We start from the raw sequence: 17,658 nt of genomic DNA, 5'->3' as shown, positions 1-17,658 counted from the left end.
CCCATCTACAGCCTCTACCTGTACAAACGCCGCCGCCCGCGCATTGGATGCGCGGGCGGCGGCGAAGAAAAGCGAGTGTCTGGGGACGACCCGAGATCTACTCCGGCAGCGAGAGATCCGGCTGCTCGAGCTCCTCGATATTGACGTCCTTGAACGAGAGCACGCGCACGTACTTCACGAAGCGCGCCGGGCGGTACATGTCCCACACCCAGGCATCGGACATGCGGACATCGAAGTAGACCTCGCCGTCTGCGGAGCGGGGAATGAGCTCGACGGCGTTGGCGAGGTAGAAGCGGCGCTCCGTCTCGACTACGTACGTGAACTGACCGACGACGTCGCGGTACTCCTTGTAGAGAGACAGCTCCATCTCGGTCTCGTAGTTCTCAAGATCCTCGGCGCTCATCGGCTCTCCTTCGGCTCGCGCAGCCGATGGGCCTCGGCGGCGCGCTGGACGTTCGCGTACGACATGCGGTGCTGCGGGCTCGGCCCGAGACGGGCGATCGCCTCCTGGTGGGCCGCGGTGCCGTACCCCTTGTGACCGGCGAAACCATAGCCCGTGCAACGCGTGTCGAGGTCCACCATAAACCGATCGCGCGCGACCTTTGCGAGGACACTCGCGGCGGCGATCGATGGCACCGAGGCATCCCCGCCGACCTCCCCGAGGGAGGGTGCGGCGAAGCCAGGCACCTCGTATCCGTCGGTGAGCACGTACCCCGCTTCGACGCCCAAGCCCGCGACCGCACGGCGCATGCCGTCGATGTTGTGGTGGTGCACGCCCTCAGCGTCGATGTCCGACACCTCGACGAACACGATATTCCAGGCAAGAGCCTCGTACTGGATGACGGCGGACAGTGCTTCCCGCACCGCCGGTCGCAGCTTCTTCGAATCGTCGAGTTTCGCGAGATCGGGCGATACCTCGGGACCGAGGATCACTGACGCCACGACGAGGGGCCCTGCGCAAGCTCCACGGCCGGCCTCGTCGACGCCCGCGACGGGCCCGTGGCCGGAGCGATACAGCTCGGCCTCGAGGTCTGGTGCGAGGTTCTTCCGCCCGATCCGAGCCCGGGCGGGCGCAGCGATAGCCGTGGTGTCGTCGGGCATTTCCGGCACGCGGCTACTTCGGGATCTCGATGCCGGTGCGCGCGTCGAGGTCCGGGGAGTCGACGGAGCCGATGCGGCTCACGGGGAGGATGACCCACCGGACCTTGCCGACGATGTTGTCCACCGGGACAGTGCCCTGGAACTCGTCGCCCATGTGGAACCGCGAGTCGGCCGAGTTTGATCGGTTGTCGCCCATGACCCAGACATTGCCCTCGGGCACGGTGACGGGGCCGAAATTGCAGTTCATCGGGTTGGCTCGGCTCTGATCCGGAGTATTGATGAGGTCGCGATCCTCGATGGGCTTGCCGTCGACCATGACCTCGCCCTCGGGGCCACAGCCACCGACGGTCTGCCCACCGACGGCGATGACCCGTTTGACCAGCGTATTTTCATCGGGCGGCACCACGCCCACGATCGAACCGGCGTTCTGCAGAGTGCGAAGCACTGGATTTTCCGAGCGGATCGAGGAGTAGCCCTCGTTCCACGACTCCGGTCCCTTGAACACGACGACGTCGCCGGGCTTGGGGTCGTTGAACCGGTAGACGATCTTGTCGACGATGATCCGGTCGCCATTGCAGCCTGCGCAGCCGATGAGTGTCGGCTCCATGGACTCGCTGGGAATCCGATAGACGCGCCCGATAAAGGTCTGCACGAGGAAGCTGATGAGCAGCGCGATGATAATGAGCAGCGGGATCTCGATGTACCAGGGCCGCGAACCGTCCGCGTTGCGGAAAACGCTCGACCCGCGAGAGTCGCCGTTGCTCCCGCCGCCCGATTCGTGTCGGCCGGAGTCGAGGTTCTTCGGCATCGAGTGTCGCGGGCCTTCGCCGCGGCCGCTGCCGTCATTCGAATTCGCATGCGTCACTCGGGCGAGCTTACGCGACGAACGGCGCCGATCCTCCAAGGACGACGAGTGTTCGACCAGGTTGGTGGACGGAAGTCGGGAAACTGCCGTAGAAGTAGTCGGGACCGGACGGTGTCTCCGGCGTTCTGGCGGTCGGCTCGGGGAGGTAGGGCGATGGCGTCGAGGCGATTCTTGATCTCTGTCGTGGTTCTGGTGGCGACACTCCTCACGTGCTCGGCGATCATCATTTGGGGGCAGTCCGCAACAGAGGACTCGACGGTAGCCACGACCATCGCGATGCTCGTCCATGCCGCGCTTTCCTTCGTCGCCACCGCGCTACTGTTGCGCTCGTAGAGCCCGAGGTCGGTTCCGCTCGCACGTCTCGTCACCGCGCTCGCAATGCACACCGTCTGCGCCATCGCTCTCGCCGTGGTCGGTGCTCTCGCCATCCGCCTGTGGCCTTCCACGATGTCGACGTACGTCGCAGGCCGCGACAGGCTGTGGACCCAGGAACACCCGGTCTGGAATCCACAAGGCACGGACGCATCCAGCCCACCAACGCTCGCGACGTTTGCCGTCCTCTTCTCCGTGGCGTGGATGGCCGGGATGCTCGGAGTGGCGTTCTCAGCCGTACTTCGCCGGACCGGTCCGACCGGGCTTGCCGGCAGTGTCGCTGCGTCTGTCGGGTGTGCGTACCTGGTGACCGCCGGTATCGATTACCTCGGGATCACTCCCGCTGCACCAGTCCCGGGTGTCTTCTACATCTGTCTGCCCATCGCGATTCTCGCCGCGGCGGTAATGGCGCCCACGGCGACGTCGCGCGGAGACGGGAACCGCCCGAAATGAGAAACGCCCCGCCGGACCTCTCGGTCCCGGCGGGGAGCTGCTGCCGCCAACGGATCGCGGCGGAAGCTCTTAGCGCTTCTCCTTGATGCGGGCGGCCTTGCCGCGGAGCGCACGGAGGTAGTAGAGCTTCGCGCGGCGAACATCGCCGCGGGTGAGCACGTCGATCTTGTCGATGTTCGGGGAGTGCACCGGGAAGGTACGCTCGACGCCGACGCCGAACGAGATCTTACGGACTGTGAACGTCTCGCGGATGCCGCCGCCCTGGCGACGGATGACGACGCCCTTGAAGACCTGGACACGCTCCTTGGTGCCCTCGATGACCTTGACGTGGACCTCGAGGGTGTCACCGGCGCGGAACTCGGGAATGTCCGAGCGGAGCGAGGCCTTGTCGATAAAATCCAGAGTGTTCATGTGATGTGTCCTTGCACGTCAGGGACAGAGGAACCTAGCGGCGTCCGCCGCGGTGGCGGCGTGCTCGTCTGGTTCGTGCCCGGAAATTAGGAGCGCTTCCACCCGGCCGTCCTGCGCCCGCGCACACGCGAGCCGACCTCCCGGGGAGAGGCAACCCTGTTAGTCTGCCAGTCTCGCTGGTCCAGTACCAAATCCTGGACCGGAATCCTCGCCGAAACCTGCCTCGCGGAGAACTGCACGATCGGCCTTGTCCAGCTCGACGCGATCGAGGAGCTCCGGCCTCCGGCGTGCCGTGCGCAGCAGAGACTCGTCACGGCGCCACCGCTCGATCTTGGCGTGGTTACCAGACGTGAGCACCTCCGGCACGCGCCTTCCCTCCCACACCTCGGGGCGCGTGTACGACGGCCCTTCGAGCAGTCCATCCGAGAAGGAGTCCTCCTCGTGGCTGCGCTTGTTGCCGAGAACACCAGGGATCAGCCTGACGGCGGCCTCCGCCATCGCCAGGACTGCCACCTCTCCCCCGATGAGGACATAGTCGCCGATGGACACCTCCGCGACGTCGACGTGCTCGGCCGCAGCGTCGACCACCCGCTGATCGATGCCCTCGTAGCGGCCACACGCGAACACGAGGTGCTCACGGCCCGCGAAGTCGGCTGCCATGGCCTGGGTAAAAGGGGTTCCAGCCGGTGTCGGGACGACGAGGAGGGGCCGGCCTCCGGCGTCAGGGGCGGAGTAGTCCTTCCCGGGCGCTCCCTCGCGATCGCCGGCCTCGACTGCGCCCAGCGTGCTGGTTTCCGTCTCGCCCGGGGGCGGGGGCGTCTCGGGCAGCCCGAGGACCGACGACAGCCCGGCCCACCACACGCCCGGGAGCATGACCATGCCGGGGCCGCCGCCGAAGGGGGTGTCGTCGACGGTGCGGTGGACGTCGTGCGTCCAGTCGCGTAGGTCGTGGACGCCGACGGAGAGGAGGCCCTTGGCCTGGGCGCGGCCGAGGATCGCGGTGTCGAGCGGCGCGAGGTACTCCGGAAAGATCGTGAGGACGTCGAGGCGCACCGCGCTATCCCTCGTCTTCGGCGCGCGCGTCGGTATCGGACTCGCCCTCGGTGTCCAGCTCGAGCAGCCCCGCAGGGGGCGTGATGCGCACGTGGCCGGCGGCTACGTCCACCTCGGGAACGAAGCGCTCAAGGAACGGGACGAGCACGTCTCGCCCTTCGGACGGGCCGTCGTCCTCGGTGGCGATGGAGAGGATCTCCCCTGCCGGCGTGTGGAGCACCTCGGAGACGGTGCCTAGCTCGAACTCCTCGCCATCGCGAGTGGCGAGGACTCGGAGGCCCTCGAGCTCGTGGTCGTAGAACTCATCGTCGGCCTCGAGCGGCTGCAGCGATTCCGAATCCACGACCAGCTCCACACCGCGCAGGGCATCGGCGGCCTCGCGACCCGATACTCCTGCAAAGCGCACGAGAAGCCGCCCGGAATGGTTCCGGGCGGCTTCTACGGTGAGAGTGGGGGCGAGCTGCGCAGGGGCGGCGGCTCCGAAACGAGCCGCGCCCTTGGGGGACTTGCCTGCGGCGTTCGCTGCTGGCGTCCCTGCGGCCTTCGCGGCCGGACGAGCGGCACGCCCCCGGCGACGGGTAGCGAGGACCTCACCCACGGCGAACCGGTCCTCGGGGGAATCGGTGCGGATGTCGACGACGACCTCGCCGCGCACCCCGTGCGACTTGACGATCCTGCCGACGACGAGGTCCATGCCCGCTCCCAGTTCTAGTCGGTGATCTCCACGCGGTAGCCCTTGCCACCGATCGCAGAAACCACGGTGCGCAGCGCAGTGGCGGTGCGCCCACGGCGACCGATGACCCGGCCCTGGTCCGTGGGTGCCACCGACACGCTGACCACGGTGCCGCGGCGGCCGGAGTCAGTGCGCACGGTAACCGCGTCCGGTTCGGACACGATCCCGCGCACCAGATGCTCGACGGCCTCCGCGACATCGTTGCGCATGGGGATTACTCCTCGGTCTTGGTCTCTTCCGCAGCCTCGGCGCCGGCGGCCCCTTCCTCGACCTCGGCCTCGGCGGAAGCAGCCTCGGCGGCAGCCTTCTCCTCGGCCTTCTTGGCCTTGTCGGCCTTGCGCTTGGTGGTGATCGCCTCGGCGGTCGGCTCGTTCGAGGCCTCCTCGAGGGCCTTGTTGAAGAGGTCGAGCTTCGACGGCTTAGGCTCGGCCGTCTTCAGGGTACCCTCGGCGCCCTCGATGCCCTTGAACTTCTGCCAATCGCCGGTGACCTTGAGGATCGCCTCGACGGCCTCGGTCGGCTGGGCGCCCACGCCGAGCCAGTACTGCGCGCGCTCCGAGTCGAGCTCGATGAAGCTCGGGTTCTCCTTCGGCCGATAGAGGCCGAGGGTCTCGATGGCGCGGCCGTCGCGGCGGTTGCGCGCGTCGGCGACGATGATGCGGTACTGCGGGTTACGGATCTTGCCGAGGCGGGTGAGCTTGATCTTGACAGCCATGAAAAAGTCCTTTGCGTTGTAGGCCACGTGGCGATGCAGCGGCGCCCGTCGGTTACGGGGCCCGGTCTCGCCTTTCGGGTGACCGCCGTTCGGCACGAGCACCTGCGCTCCCGGTCCGCTCCCGCGCGTGGCGGGGAAGGTTGTGGGCACGACAGGACTCACCGGTGACGGCGTCCAGCGGTCGAATCTACCGGAGCGGCCCGCGAATCGGTAATCCGACTCACGGGCCGCAGGGCGAGCATGGCACCGGCACGTCGCTTCAGGGCGCGGCGGGCGACTCCCCTACTTCGGGAACGACAGCTTCGAGAGGTCGATGCCCTCGAGGCCCGGGGGAAGCTGGTCGAGCCCGGGCGGGTTCGCCGAGAGATCGGGCGCGCCGGAACCGGCAGACGCCGCCGCGCCGCCGCCCGCTCCCGGCATGTCCATCCCCGGAGGCATCTGCATTCCGGGCGGGAGCTGCATCCCGGGCGGCATGCCCGGCATCTGCATCCTGTTCTTCGGCTGCGTCGGCCCGCGGCCGCCCTTCTTCCCCTTCTTGCCCTTGCCCTTCTTGCGCTTGGTCGCCGACTTGCCGCCGGGCATGCCCATCTGGCCCGCCATGCGGCCCATCATCTTCTTAGCCTCGAAGAAGCGGTCGACGAGCTGGTTGACGTCGGTGACCGTGACACCCGAGCCCGCCGCTATGCGCTTGCGCCGCGAAGCGTTAATGATCTTCGGATTCTCGCGCTCGCCGGGGGTCATGCCGCGGATGATCGCCTGGATCCGGTCGAGGTACTTCTCGTCGATGTCGCCGACGGCCTTCTTCATCTCCTTGCCGCCGGGCAGCATGCCGATGATATTGCCGAGGGGACCCATGCGCCGGATCATGAGCATCTGGTCGAGGAAGTCCTCGAGCGTGAGCTCGCCGCTGCCGATCTTCGCCGCGGCCGCTTCGGCCTGCTTCTGGTCGAAGACCTGCTCTGCCTGCTCGATGAGCGAGAGCACGTCACCCATGCCGAGGATGCGGCTCGCCATCCGATCGGGGTGGAAGACGTCGAAGTCGGAGAGCTTCTCGCCGTTCGAGGCGAACATGATGGGCTGGCCCGTGAGCTCGCGCACCGAGAGCGCGGCACCGCCGCGCGCGTCGCCGTCGAGCTTGGTGAGCACGACGCCGGTGAATCCGACACCGTCGCGGAACGCCTCGGCCGTCGCGACCGCGTCCTGACCGACCATCGCGTCGAGCACGAAGAAGGTCTCGTCCGGCGACACCGCATCGCGGATGCCGCGCGCCTGGGACATCAGCTCTTCGTCGATGCCGAGCCGGCCCGCCGTATCGACGATGACGACGTCGTGCATCTTCGCCCTCGCGTGGGCGATGGCGCGGTTCGCCACGTCGACGGGCTCGGCGACGCCGATGGGGGCGCCGTCCCCGCCCACCGAGGTGCCGGGATGAGGGGCGAACACGGGAACCTCGGCGCGCTCGCCGACGATCTTGAGCTGGTCGACGGCGCCGGGACGCTGGAGGTCGCACGCCACGAGGATCGGGGTGTGCTTCTGGTCCTTGAACCACTTGGCGAGCTTGCCGGCGAGCGTTGTCTTACCCGCGCCCTGGAGGCCGGCGAGCATGATCACCGTCGGTGGCTGCTTGGCGTAGCTGATCGGGCGCGCCTCGCCGCCGAGGATCGCCGTGAGCTCCTCGTTGACGATCTTGACGACCTGCTGCGCGGGGTTGAGAGCCTCGGAGACCTCGGCGCCCTTGGCGCGCTCCTTGATCCGCGATATGAACTCGCGGACGACGGGAAGCGCAACGTCGGCCTCGAGCAGCGCGAGCCGGATCTCGCGTGCCGTGGCGTCGATATCGGCATCCGTGAGCCGGCCCTTGCCGCGCAGGTTTTTCAGCGCACCTGTGAGCCGATCGGAAAGCGATTCGAACACTGTGGGACAACCCCTAACTACAAGCCATGACGACGAACCGCGCCGATCCCGGTCCGGTTCCGTACTGGCCCTCCACCTTAACCGCGAGGGGGCGGCGTTGTCCCCTCGGCCACCTCGGTCGCGTCGGCCGGCCGCCTCGCGTCCTTTACTCCGTCCACCGCGGCAGCGTCCGCCTCGCTGTCCCCGGCGTTGTCCCCGGTGTCGCCCTCGTTCCCGCCTCCCGGCTCACGCGGCGGCGCGGGGAGGATCGCGCGGACGGCCGCTGCGAGCCGATCGCCTGCGCCTTCTCCCCCGGTAAGCCCGTAGACCGCGACCGTGTCGTCGACGATTCCGCCCACCGTTCCCGCGCGCGACCACTCGACGCCTAGGCCTGCGGCCCGGCACGCCGAGATCATTTCCGCGAGGAGGCCGGCGCGGTCCGCGCTGCGCACACGGAGGATCCCCGTTCCTCTCGGACCACCCGGTTCTTCGACGAACCACGCACGGGGCTCGGCGAGCGGGGTGCGCGAATCGCCGGCACGTCGGCGGGCGACGGAGTCGCGCAGGCGCGAGCGGACGCTCGAGCTGCTCAACGCGCGGAGGTCCTGGAGCACCAACGCGGGATCGGCCGGTGGGCCGAAGAGGGTCGAGATATCCGCGCGGACGTGCTGGATCTCCCCCGCCTCGCCGAGGTCCTGGTGTCGGGTCTCGGCGTGGACCACCTCGATGCCGCGGGAGGCGAGCACGAGAAGTATGTCCGCGAGCCCTTCGGTCCCCCCGTCGATGACGGCGTCGAGCACGAACCGCGAGGCGTGCTCGCCCGCGGAGAACGCGATCCGCGAGGTGGTCGGCACCTCGGCGAGCGTCTCGCCCAGGAGCCCGGCGTCGCACCGACCGGCCGCACCTCTCTCGGCTCCGAGAGCGCGCGCCTGCAGGTCGTGGCCATCTCCCCCCGATCCCCGAACCCCTTCGCCCGCCCGCGACTCGAGCTCGGCCCGACACGACTCGACGAGGGTGTCGAGCATCTCGGCCTTCCACGGCGTCCAGACGCCTGGGCCCGTTGCCCGCGAATCGGCCTCGGTGAGCGCGGCGAGCAGCTCGAGGATCTCCCCATCGACCACCCCCGTCGCGCCGGATCCGGCGCCGCCGAGCTCGTCGATCACGCGCCGCGCGGTCTCCGGGCTCCCGGGATCGCTCTTCGCCGCCGTGGCCGCGAGGAGTAGATGATGCCGGACGAGCGTGACGATCGTCGCGGAATCGGCCGGAGCCATCCCCATGCGCTCGCAGATCACCATAGCGAGCTCGGCGCCGAGCTCGCTGTGATCGCGGTCGCGCCCCTTGCCGAGGTCGTGGACAAGGGCGGCGAAGAGGAGCAGGTCGGGCCGGGACACCGCGGTCGTCGCCCGTGCCGCCTCGGCGACGGTCTGCACGAGGTGGCGGTCGACCGTGTAGACGTGCGTTGTCGAGCGGGACGGCAAGTCGCGCACGGCGGACCATTCAGGGAGCACACGGTCCCACAGGCCGGAGCGGTCGAGGGATTCGATCACCGGGATACAGCCCGGGCCGGTGCCGAGCAGCTCGACGAGCGTGTCGAAGAACAGCGTGCCTCGCTCCTGCGAAGCGGCAGGCGAGGACTCGGCGAGGCGCCGCAGCGTGCCTGCGGAGATGGGAACGACGTTCCGCGCCGCCGCCACCGCAATGCGCAACAGGAGCGAGTCATCGCGGTCCGGGCGGGCGCCGCGAGCGAGGACGACCTCTCCGCCCTGCTCGACTACCCCCTCGGCAAGCGGCGTGCGGGCGGGGGCGCGGCGCAGGGCTGCGAGGCCCCGCCGGGGCACCGAGCCCCGCGCGGTGCGGATCCCCAAGTCCGTGGCGAAGGCGATGGTTCGGGAGGCCGCCGAGAGCGCATGGGCGAGCGCGAGCGGGGATCCGTCGTCCCCGAGCCCCAGGGTCGCGGCCACATCGTCCGCGTACTGGGCGTGGAGGATGTCTCGCGCCTTCCCCGCGTGCAGGTGCAGCGCGGTGCGGGCGTTGAGAATCAATTCGCGGGCCTCGGTGACAGAGAGGCCGGGGGCGTTGGGGATGGCCGCGATCGCGTCGTTGGCAACGTGGGCAACGGCGAGAGATCCGAGCACCTGGGCGTCGCGGAGCCCTCCCTCGCCGTATTTGAGGTCGGGCTCGTTGCGGTGCGCGATGGCCCCGGCCCTGCGGCGTCGCGCCTCGATGCTTTCGACGAGCCCGTCGAGCTGCGAGTGGACGGTCTTGCGCCACGTGGACACGGCGCCGTCGCGCACCTTACCGGTGAGTTCGGCGTCCCCGGCGATGTGGCGGATATCGAGGAGCCCGAGGGCGACCTTCGAGTCGTCTGCCGCCAGGCGGAGGGACTGCGCGGGGGTGCGCACGCTGTGGTCGAGCGGGACCCGCGCGTCCCATAGCGGGTACCAGAGCGCATCCGCGACGTCCTGGAGCTCGCCGGCACCTCCGCCGTCATACAGGAGAAGCAGGTCGAGGTCGGAATACGGCAACATCTCGCGGCGGCCGAGACCACCGAAGGCGGCGAGGGCGTATCCGGAACCCGGCGCGACACCGGCATCGTCGGCGAGGCGCAAGAGCAGGAAGTCGTATAGCTCGGTGAACGAGGCGCGCAGCCCCGCCGGCGAGAGTCGGCCGGTGCGGGCGGCGTCGAGGAGGCCCGCCCGGGCGCCGGAGAGTTCGGCCCTCAATTGCCCCGCCGTGTGACCGGTTTCTGGTGCATGGCCCATCGCTGTCCTCAATTCCCCGGCGCCTGCTCCTGAGGCTGCCCCGGAAGAAGCGCGAGGGGTGCGCACGACATCGTGCACACCCCTCTACTTGTGTTGATTTCCTGCAGCGTAACCCACGGGCACGTCCCCTAGACGGCCTCTGCGTCGCGCTCCCCCGTGCGGACTCGGATGACGGAATCGACCGGGGTGACCCAGACCTTCCCGTCGCCGATCTTCCCCGTGCGCGCGGCGTCGACGATCGACTGGACGACCGCCTCGACAACGTCGTCGGAGACCACGGTCTCGATCTTGAGCTTGGGCACGAAGTCGACGCGGTATTCGGAGCCGCGGTAGACCTCGGTGTGCCCCTTCTGGCGTCCGAACCCCTGGACCTCGGAGACGGTGATCCCGTAGACGCCCTGCTGCTCCAGCGCCTCCTTGACCTCGTCGAGGGTGAACGGCTTGATGACGGCGGTGACGAGCTTCATGAGCATTCTTCCTTTCGTCCCTTGTGCGTTGAGGCTAGCCGCGGAGGGCCTGGGCCTGGTTCTCGTAAGCAGTCTCTGCGTGCTCGGCACCATCGATCCCCGCCGACTCGTCGGCCTCGTCGATCCTCCAGCCCAGCGGCTTGAGGATGTAGAAGCAGATGGTGGTCATGATCGCGGTGAACACGAGGGCGCAGGCGCTGATGACGACCTGGACGACGAGCAGCTTCCAGCCCTCGCCGCCGTAGAAGAGGCCCGGCGCGGTGTCAAAGGTGCCGGTCGCGAAGAAGCCGATGGCGATCGTGCCCCAGAGGCCGGCGACGAGGTGGACGCCGACGACGTCGAGGGAATCGTCGAAACCGAAGCGCTGCTTGAGCCCGATGGCGAGGGCACTGAGGCCGCCGGCGACCGCGCCGATGGCGAGCGCGCCGAGTGGGTGCACAGATCCGGCGGCCGGGGTGATGGCAACGAGGCCGGCGACGATTCCCGAGGCCGCGCCGAGCGACGTGGCGTGGCCGTCGCGGATCCGCTCCGTGGCGAGCCAGCCGAGCATCGCCGCTGCGGTCGCGGCAGTGGTGTTGATCCACGCGAGCCCGGCGGAGCCGTTGGCGCCGAAGGCCGAGCCGGCGTTGAAGCCGAACCAGCCGAACCACAGGAGCGCGGCGCCGAGCATGACGAACGGCAGGTTGTGGGGGCGGTAGGCGGTCTTTCCGAAGCCGAGACGCTTGCCGATGAGGATGGCGAGGACGAGTCCGGCCATGCCGGCGTTGATGTGGACGACCGTGCCGCCGGCGAAGTCGACGGGCGCGATGGTGGCCTCGCCGTCGGTGGTGCCGAACAGCGCGGCGGCGATGCTGGACTCGCCGTGGCCGAGCAGGCCGCCGCCCCACACCATGTGGGCGAGCGGGAAGTAGCACAGCGTGACCCAGAGGCCGGTGAACACGAGCCACGTGCCGAAGCGGACGCGCTCGGCGACGGCGCCGGAGATCAGCGCGCAGGTGATGATCGCGAAGGTCACTTGGAATCCGACGTCGATAACCTGCGGGTAGTCGCCCGAGGCGCTTGCGGCCCAGGCACCGGCGTCGCCGATCACGCCCTTGAGGCCGAACATCTCGAAGGGATTGGCGAAGAGCCCGGCGACATCCTGGGAGCCATAGGACATCGACCAGCCCCACAGGACGTACACGACGGTGATGACGCCCATCGCGCCGAACGACATCATCATCATATTGAGCACGGACTTCTGGCGGGACATCCCGCCGTAGAAGAGCGCCAGGCCCGGGGTCATCAGCAACACGAGGGAGGCCGCCATCAGCATCCAGGCGGCATCGCCTGCGCTGAACTCGGGCGCCCCTTGGGCGAGGATCACGGAATTCACGGGAGTTTCCCTTCTCACAACATCGGTTCCGGGCCCGGTCGGCCCGAAAGGATCCGGTGAGTTAAAGAATTCCGGGCGAATGTTTCTCCCGGCCTCCACTTGTGTAACCGGGGTGTGAACGAGGGGGCGGGGCGTGTTACGACTCTGTGTCGTCGCGTCCCGCCATCTACGCGAGAAGCGCGTCGACGAACGCCTCGGGGACGAATGGGGCGAGGTCGTCGGCGCCCTCGCCGAGCCCGACGAGCTTGACCGGCACTCCGAGCTCGTGCTGCACCTGGAAGACGATTCCGCCCTTGGCGGTGCCGTCGAGCTTCGTGAGCACGACGCCCGTGATGTCGACAACTTCGCGGAAGACGCGCGCCTGCTGCAGCCCGTTCTGCCCGGTCGTCGCGTCGATCACAAGGAGGACCTCGTCGACCTTTGCCTTCTTCTCCACGACGCGCTTGACTTTTCCGAGCTGGTCCATGAGCCCGACCTTCGTGTGGAGGCGCCCGGCGGTGTCGACGAGTACCGCGTCGACACCGGCCTCGATTCCGCGGTCGACGGAATCGAAGGCGATCGCGGCGGGGTCGGCCGCTTCCTTGCCGCGCACGGTTTCCGCGCCGACCCGCTCTCCCCAGGTCTGGAGCTGATCGGCGGCCGCAGCGCGGAACGTGTCGGCCGCGCCGAGGAGAATTGTGCGTCCGCTCGCGACGAGCACCCGGGCGAGCTTGCCGGTCGTGGTGGTCTTGCCCGTGCCGTTGACGCCGACGATGAGGATCACCGCGGGCTTCCCCTCCGCCGGCAGCGCGCGCACCGAGCGGTCGAACTCGGGGTGGAGGTTGTCGATGAGCGCCTGGCGCAGGAGCGCGCGCACCTCGGCCTCGGTGCGGACGTGGTTCGTCGCGATGTCCGAGCGCAGGCGCTCGACCACGCGCAGGGTCGTGTCGGTGCCGAGGTCCGCCATGATCAGCGTGTCCTCGATCTCCTCCCACGCCTCTTCGTCGAGGTCGCCTGCGCCGAGCAGGCCGAGGAGACTCTTGCCCACCGTGTTGTTCGAGCGCGAGAGACGTCCGCGCAGGCGGTTCATCCGCCCCTCTGCCGGAGCGATCTCCTCGGTCGGTGCGTCGGGCGCCGGGGCAATGACGGTCTCGCCGGACTCCCCGGCCTGCCCCGACGGCTCGGTGCTCTGTTGTGCCTCGGCCGATTCGGGAGTGACGGCGGACGTACCCTTCTCCCCCGCGGCCGCCTTCTCCTGCGGCCCTTCGTCTGCAGCCCCGGCCGCAGGCTTCCCGCCTTCGGTACCGGGCTTCTCAACGCTCGGCGCCGCGCCGGTGTCCTTCGCGGCCGCGTCGCCCTCGGCCGTTTCCGCCGCGGACGAATCCTCGTCCCCCTTGGGGGCCTTGGAGCCCTTCTCCTCCCCGGCCGCCTTCGCGCCCGCGGCGGCCGCGCCGCCCGCGAGAACGGCACCGCCGGCCGCCGGTGCACCTGCGCCGCGCGGCCTGCCGCTATCCGCCGCCGAGTCCGAACCGGCGGACTTCGCTGCCGTGTCTTTTCCGCCCTGTGCGCCCTCGGGCGGCGTGGATGCGCGGCCTACGCCGCCAGACCCGCCGACCGGCTCGGTCTTCGGTTTCGGCCGCGAGGTGGGCGCCGGGGCCTTTTCGGCGGTGGTGAACGAGAAACCCGCGCCCGCCTGGTAGTTGCCCGAGCGGTCCTGCTGCGTGACCTCCTTGGGCTCCGCCTGCTCCTCTTCCTTGGAGAAGGAAATCGTGTTCTGGGAGCGGCGCCACAGGCCGAACGCGATCGCGATGATCGCGAGGAGGACGATGACGACGACGGCGACAATGATCCAGACGGTGGTATTCACGCCGCCCAGTGTGTCAGATCGTAGAGGTCTCTAGCTGCTCAGGCCGCTCATCTTCTGGGAGATCACCTTCGAGATCCCGTCGCCCTGCATCGAGACGCCGTAGAGCACGTCGGCGACGTCCATCGTGGGCTTCTGGTGCGTGATCACCACGAGCTGGCTGGTCTCGCGGAGGTCCTCGAACAGGCTGATGAGGCGGCGCAGGTTCGTATCGTCGAGCGCGGCCTCGACCTCGTCCATAACGTAGAACGGCGAAGGCCTGGCCTTGAAGATCGCGACGAGCATCGCCACTGCGGTGAGCGACTTCTCTCCACCGGACAGCAGCGAGAGGCGCTTGACCTTCTTCCCTGGTGGGCGCGCCTCGACGTCGATGCCCGTGGCGAGCATGTCGTCGGGATCGGTGAGCACGAGCCGGCCCTCTCCGCCCGGGAAGAGCACCTGGAACACGGACTCGAACTCGCGCTCTACATCTGCATAGGCCTCGGTGAAGATCTGCTCGATACGCACGTCGACGTCGTCGATGACCCCCTCGAGGTCCGAGCGCGCCTTCTTCACGTCGTCGAGCTGGGCGGACAGGAACGAGTGCCGCTCCTCGAGTGCCGAGTACTCCTCAAGCGCGAGCGGGTTGACCTTGCCGAGAGTGGCGAGATCCTTCTCCGCGCGCTTCTTGCGGGCCTCCTGCTCGGCCCGGACGTATGGCGAGCCGGGCGGCCGCTGCACGTCCTCGCCGCGCTCGCGCGCCTCGGAGAACTCGGCGATCTCGTCCGCGGGCGCGGGAATCTCCTGCTCGGGCCCGTACTCGGCGACGAGCGCATCGGGCTCGATGCCCAGGCGCTCGACGACGCTCTCCTCGAGCTCCGAGACCTTGACCTCGAGCTGCGCCCTGGCGATCTCGTCCCTGTGCGCGGAATCGGCCAGCTTGGCGACGGCGGACTCCGCCTCCCCCAGAGCCTTCCGCTTCTCCGAGAGCTGGGCCGCTGCGGCGTCGCGTGCGGCGACGATGGTGTCGCGGAAGCGCGCGGCGTCGGCCGTGACCTGTTCGAGGCGCTCGGCGAGCGCATCGGAGAGCTCGACGACCGTCTCGGCGACCTCGGCGCCCTTGCGGCGGGCGGCCGCTGCCCGCGCGGCCCTGGCGCGATTATCGCGCTCGGCGGCCGCAGCGCGGAGCAGGGACGCCGAGCGACCGCGGCCGGACTGCATGCGCTCTTCCGCGGTGCGCAGGGCGAGGCGCGCCTCGGTCTCCGCGCTGCGCGCCGCACCGACGGCCTCCTGTGCGCGGGCGCGCTCGGCGTCGTTCTCCTCGTTCGCGCCTTCTTCGTCTTCGGGAGAGCTTTCGCGTTCGGCGGCGGAGATCCGCGAGCGGAGATCGTCGCTCTCGGTGTGTGCGGCGTCGAGCTTGTCGCGCGCGCTGCGCCGGGACTGCTCGATGCGCCGTGCTTCGTGCTCCGCCTTGCGCTTGACCACGCCGAGCCGCGCCATCTCCTTGTAGAGGCCCTCGATCCGCTGGTCCGATTCGCTCATCGCCGCGCGGGCGGAATCGAGCGCGGCGGCGGATTCGGCGAGCGAGGACTCGGCCCCGGACAGCGAGGCCCCGGCCTTTTCAGCGAGCGAACTCGCCGCGGCACGTTCCTTCTCCGCCGCCTCGATCGCGGCCGCCACCTCGACGCCGGAGCGACCCGCCTGCCCGCCGCCGACGATCCAGCCGGAGCCGACGAGCTCGCCCGCGCGGGTCACCGCCCGCAGGCGGCGGTCCTCGGCGACCTGGGCGCGCCCCGAGTCGACGTCCTCGACGAGCACGACGTCGGCGAGGAGCGCCGCAAGGACGCCTCGCAGGGCGGGCGGCGCGTCGATCGTGTCGATTGCCCAGCGGGCGCCGCCGACGAGCGTGGACTCGAGGTGCCACACCTCGCCTACGGCAGCCTTTGCCGATTTCTTCCCTGCCCCGCCGTCCTCGCTACCGGCTCCGGCCTCCGAGATGAGCGCGGCGCGGCCGCCCGAGGCCTCGGCGAGTTCGCGCAGCGCGGCTCCCGTGTCGACACCGGCGGGCACCACCCCGGCCTCGGCGAACGCGCCGAGCGCCACGCCGATCGCCTTCTCCGCTCCGGAGTCGATGGTGATGTTCTCGGCGAGCGTGCCCTTCCACGAGTCCCCCAGATGCCCGGCCAGCCAGTCGCTGCCGTCGCCCACGCCGAGAGAAGCACGCAGGGTCTCGATGCGCGAGTCGAGCCCGGCGATGGTCCTGCCGGCCGAGTGCTCGGCCTCGCGGAGCTCGGCGACGCGCTGCGCGGCGGCCTCGTGTCCCCTCTCGGCCTCGTCGAGGGTGCTGTTGAGCGATTCCTCGCCCTCTCCGTGGTCGAGGATCCGCAGTTCCGCAGCCGCCACGTCGTCGTCCGCGGCAGTGACGGCGGCCTCCGCAGCCGCCAACTCGGACGCGTACCCGTCGATCTGTTCGGTGAGACTCTCGATGCGCGCGGCTACCGCCTCGGCCTTGCCGGCCAGGCGCGCGAGGCCCTCGCGCCGGTCGGCAACCGCGCGGACCCTGCGCATGTGCTCGGCCTCGAGCGATTTGGCGTGCTGCTCCTTCTCGGCGAGCGCGGCCGTCGCCGCGGCGAGCGCTGCTCCTGCGGCTTCGACCGCCTCGCCCTGTTCCTTCTCGCGGGCCGCGGCCTTCTCGGCCTGCCGTTCGAGCTCGTCGGGCTCCGGCCCCGTGTGCCGGGGCGCCGCCTCGGCGAGGCTGCGCGCGCGGTCCGCGGCGATCCGCCGCGTCGCCCGGGAGCGCTCCCCCAGCGCCGACAGCGCGAACCAGCGCTGCTGCGCGAGATCGGCGCGCGGAGAGAGCTCGTCGACCCGCCGCGCCGTCGCCTCGACCACGCGGGCGAGCGCGTCGCGGGCGTCGGTCGCCTCGGCGAGCTGGGCGGTGAGGTCCACGCGGGCGCTGTCGATATCGGCGAGCTCGGCGCGGCGCCGCTCGAGGTCGTCGGCGGCGAGGCGGAGCGTGGAATCGCGCAGGTCGGCTTGGACGGTCTGCGCCCGGCGCGCCACCTCGGCCTGCCGGGCGAGCGGGCCGAGCTGGCGCCGGAGCTCCTTGGTGAGGTCCTGGAGCCGGTCGAGGTTGCCCTGCATGCCCGCGAGCTTGCGCTGCGCCTTTTCCTTGCGGCGGCGGTGTTTGAGGATGCCCGCGGCCTCCTCGATGAACGCGCGTCGCTCCTCGGGCCGGGACTCGAGGATCTCCGAGAGCTTGCCCTGTCCGACGATCACGTGCATCTCGCGCCCGATACCCGAGTCCGAGAGCAACTCCTGGACGTCCATGAGCCGCGCGCGGTTGCCGTTGATCTCGTACTCGCCCGCGCCGTCGCGGTACATGCGGCGGGTCACCGAGACCTCGGCGTAGTCGATGGGCAGGGCGCCGTCGGCGTTGTCGATCGTCAGGGTCACCTCGGCGCGGCCGAGCGCGGACCGGCCGGCGGTCCCGGCGAAGATCACGTCCTGCATCTTGCCGCCACGAAGGGTCTTCGCACCCTGCTCGCCCATCACCCACGTGAGGGCATCGACGACATTGGACTTCCCCGAGCCGTTCGGCCCCACCACGGCGCAGATACCCGGCTCGAATCTCAA

Annotated in this window: 16 protein-coding genes; 2 read left to right on the top strand and 14 right to left on the bottom strand. The window is 69.6% G+C overall.

The window, feature by feature from the left end; all coding sequences use genetic code 11:
- Positions 1-97: 97 nt before the first annotated feature.
- The 3 genes from V7E05_RS04590 to lepB are packed head-to-tail and all read right to left on the bottom strand — an operon-like array spanning position 98 to position 1,909.
- Positions 98-403: a DUF2469 domain-containing protein gene (locus V7E05_RS04590; RefSeq protein WP_333618493.1), complete on the bottom strand. Its 306-nt coding sequence runs from the start codon at positions 401-403 to the stop codon at positions 98-100.
- A complete protein-coding gene (locus V7E05_RS04585; protein ID WP_333618492.1) occupies positions 400-1,101 on the bottom strand; it encodes a ribonuclease HII in 702 nt (233 codons plus the stop codon). The genes V7E05_RS04590 and V7E05_RS04585 overlap by 4 nt, the downstream gene beginning before the upstream one ends.
- A gap of 13 nt (positions 1,102-1,114) precedes the next feature.
- Complete coding sequence (gene lepB / locus V7E05_RS04580) at positions 1,115-1,909, bottom strand: signal peptidase I (protein ID WP_442891597.1); 795 nt, start codon at positions 1,907-1,909, stop codon at positions 1,115-1,117.
- 249 nt (positions 1,910-2,158) lie between these two features.
- On the opposite strand from lepB, the gene V7E05_RS04575 reads away from it, so the two are divergent.
- Entirely contained in the window at positions 2,159-2,299 is a 141-nt protein-coding gene (locus V7E05_RS04575; RefSeq protein WP_333618490.1) for a hypothetical protein, read from the top strand.
- A gap of 45 nt (positions 2,300-2,344) precedes the next feature.
- Entirely contained in the window at positions 2,345-2,791 is a 447-nt protein-coding gene (locus V7E05_RS04570) for a hypothetical protein (RefSeq protein ID WP_333618489.1), read from the top strand.
- Positions 2,792-2,860: 69 nt separating this feature from the next.
- Here the strand turns inward: V7E05_RS04570 and rplS are convergent, their stop codons facing one another.
- The 11 genes from rplS to smc form a co-directional block, all read right to left on the bottom strand.
- Positions 2,861-3,202: a 50S ribosomal protein L19 gene (gene rplS, locus V7E05_RS04565; protein ID WP_333618488.1), complete on the bottom strand. Its 342-nt coding sequence runs from the start codon at positions 3,200-3,202 to the stop codon at positions 2,861-2,863.
- Positions 3,203-3,361: 159 nt separating this feature from the next.
- On the bottom strand, positions 3,362-4,255 hold the full coding sequence (trmD, locus tag V7E05_RS04560) for a tRNA (guanosine(37)-N1)-methyltransferase TrmD (RefSeq protein ID WP_333618487.1): 894 nt from the start codon (positions 4,253-4,255) through the stop codon (positions 3,362-3,364).
- 4 nt (positions 4,256-4,259) lie between these two features.
- Positions 4,260-4,949, bottom strand: a complete 690-nt coding sequence (gene rimM / locus V7E05_RS04555) for a ribosome maturation factor RimM (protein WP_333618486.1) — start codon at positions 4,947-4,949, stop codon at positions 4,260-4,262.
- A gap of 14 nt (positions 4,950-4,963) precedes the next feature.
- Positions 4,964-5,197, bottom strand: a complete 234-nt coding sequence (locus V7E05_RS04550; protein ID WP_333618485.1) for a KH domain-containing protein — start codon at positions 5,195-5,197, stop codon at positions 4,964-4,966.
- 5 nt (positions 5,198-5,202) lie between these two features.
- Positions 5,203-5,703: a 30S ribosomal protein S16 gene (rpsP, locus tag V7E05_RS04545; RefSeq protein ID WP_333618484.1), complete on the bottom strand. Its 501-nt coding sequence runs from the start codon at positions 5,701-5,703 to the stop codon at positions 5,203-5,205.
- A gap of 282 nt (positions 5,704-5,985) precedes the next feature.
- A complete protein-coding gene (ffh, locus tag V7E05_RS04540; RefSeq protein WP_333618483.1) occupies positions 5,986-7,617 on the bottom strand; it encodes a signal recognition particle protein in 1,632 nt (543 codons plus the stop codon).
- Positions 7,618-7,694: 77 nt separating this feature from the next.
- Positions 7,695-10,358 (bottom strand): [protein-PII] uridylyltransferase, encoded by a 2,664-nt coding sequence (locus tag V7E05_RS04535; protein ID WP_333618482.1) that lies wholly within the window; start codon positions 10,356-10,358, stop codon positions 7,695-7,697.
- 128 nt (positions 10,359-10,486) lie between these two features.
- Positions 10,487-10,825, bottom strand: coding sequence for a P-II family nitrogen regulator (locus V7E05_RS04530; RefSeq protein ID WP_333618516.1), 339 nt, complete (start codon positions 10,823-10,825; stop codon positions 10,487-10,489).
- 34 nt (positions 10,826-10,859) lie between these two features.
- On the bottom strand, positions 10,860-12,140 hold the full coding sequence (locus V7E05_RS04525; RefSeq protein WP_333618515.1) for an ammonium transporter: 1,281 nt from the start codon (positions 12,138-12,140) through the stop codon (positions 10,860-10,862).
- A 226-nt stretch (positions 12,141-12,366) separates the two neighbouring features.
- Positions 12,367-14,046: a signal recognition particle-docking protein FtsY gene (ftsY, locus tag V7E05_RS04520; protein WP_333618481.1), complete on the bottom strand. Its 1,680-nt coding sequence runs from the start codon at positions 14,044-14,046 to the stop codon at positions 12,367-12,369.
- Between the two features lie 30 nt (positions 14,047-14,076).
- Positions 14,077-17,658, bottom strand: a 3,582-nt coding sequence (gene smc / locus V7E05_RS04515; protein WP_333618480.1) for a chromosome segregation protein SMC, incomplete at its 5' end; no start/stop codon positions are given.

This window comes from Dietzia sp. (assembly GCF_036741115.1).
Lineage (GTDB): Bacteria > Actinomycetota > Actinomycetes > Mycobacteriales > Mycobacteriaceae > Dietzia.
The sequence above is the reverse complement of the archived record's forward strand: the minus strand, read 5'-3'. Positions and strand labels throughout refer to the sequence as shown.

Coding starts and splice junctions, on each gene's coding strand:
- V7E05_RS04590 (WP_333618493.1), bottom strand. CDS start 403: ATGAGCGCCGAGGATCTTGAGAACTACGAGACCGAGATGGAGCTGTCT.
- V7E05_RS04585 (WP_333618492.1), bottom strand. CDS start 1,101: ATGCCCGACGACACCACGGCTATCGCTGCGCCCGCCCGGGCTCGGATC.
- lepB (WP_442891597.1), bottom strand. CDS start 1,909: ATGCCGAAGAACCTCGACTCCGGCCGACACGAATCGGGCGGCGGGAGC.
- V7E05_RS04570 (WP_333618489.1), top strand. CDS start 2,345: ATGCACACCGTCTGCGCCATCGCTCTCGCCGTGGTCGGTGCTCTCGCC.
- rplS (WP_333618488.1), bottom strand. CDS start 3,202: ATGAACACTCTGGATTTTATCGACAAGGCCTCGCTCCGCTCGGACATT.
- rimM (WP_333618486.1), bottom strand. CDS start 4,949: ATGGACCTCGTCGTCGGCAGGATCGTCAAGTCGCACGGGGTGCGCGGC.
- V7E05_RS04550 (WP_333618485.1), bottom strand. CDS start 5,197: ATGCGCAACGATGTCGCGGAGGCCGTCGAGCATCTGGTGCGCGGGATC.
- rpsP (WP_333618484.1), bottom strand. CDS start 5,703: ATGGCTGTCAAGATCAAGCTCACCCGCCTCGGCAAGATCCGTAACCCG.
- V7E05_RS04535 (WP_333618482.1), bottom strand. CDS start 10,358: ATGGGCCATGCACCAGAAACCGGTCACACGGCGGGGCAATTGAGGGCC.
- V7E05_RS04530 (WP_333618516.1), bottom strand. CDS start 10,825: ATGAAGCTCGTCACCGCCGTCATCAAGCCGTTCACCCTCGACGAGGTC.
- V7E05_RS04525 (WP_333618515.1), bottom strand. CDS start 12,140: ATGCTGATGGCGGCCTCCCTCGTGTTGCTGATGACCCCGGGCCTGGCG.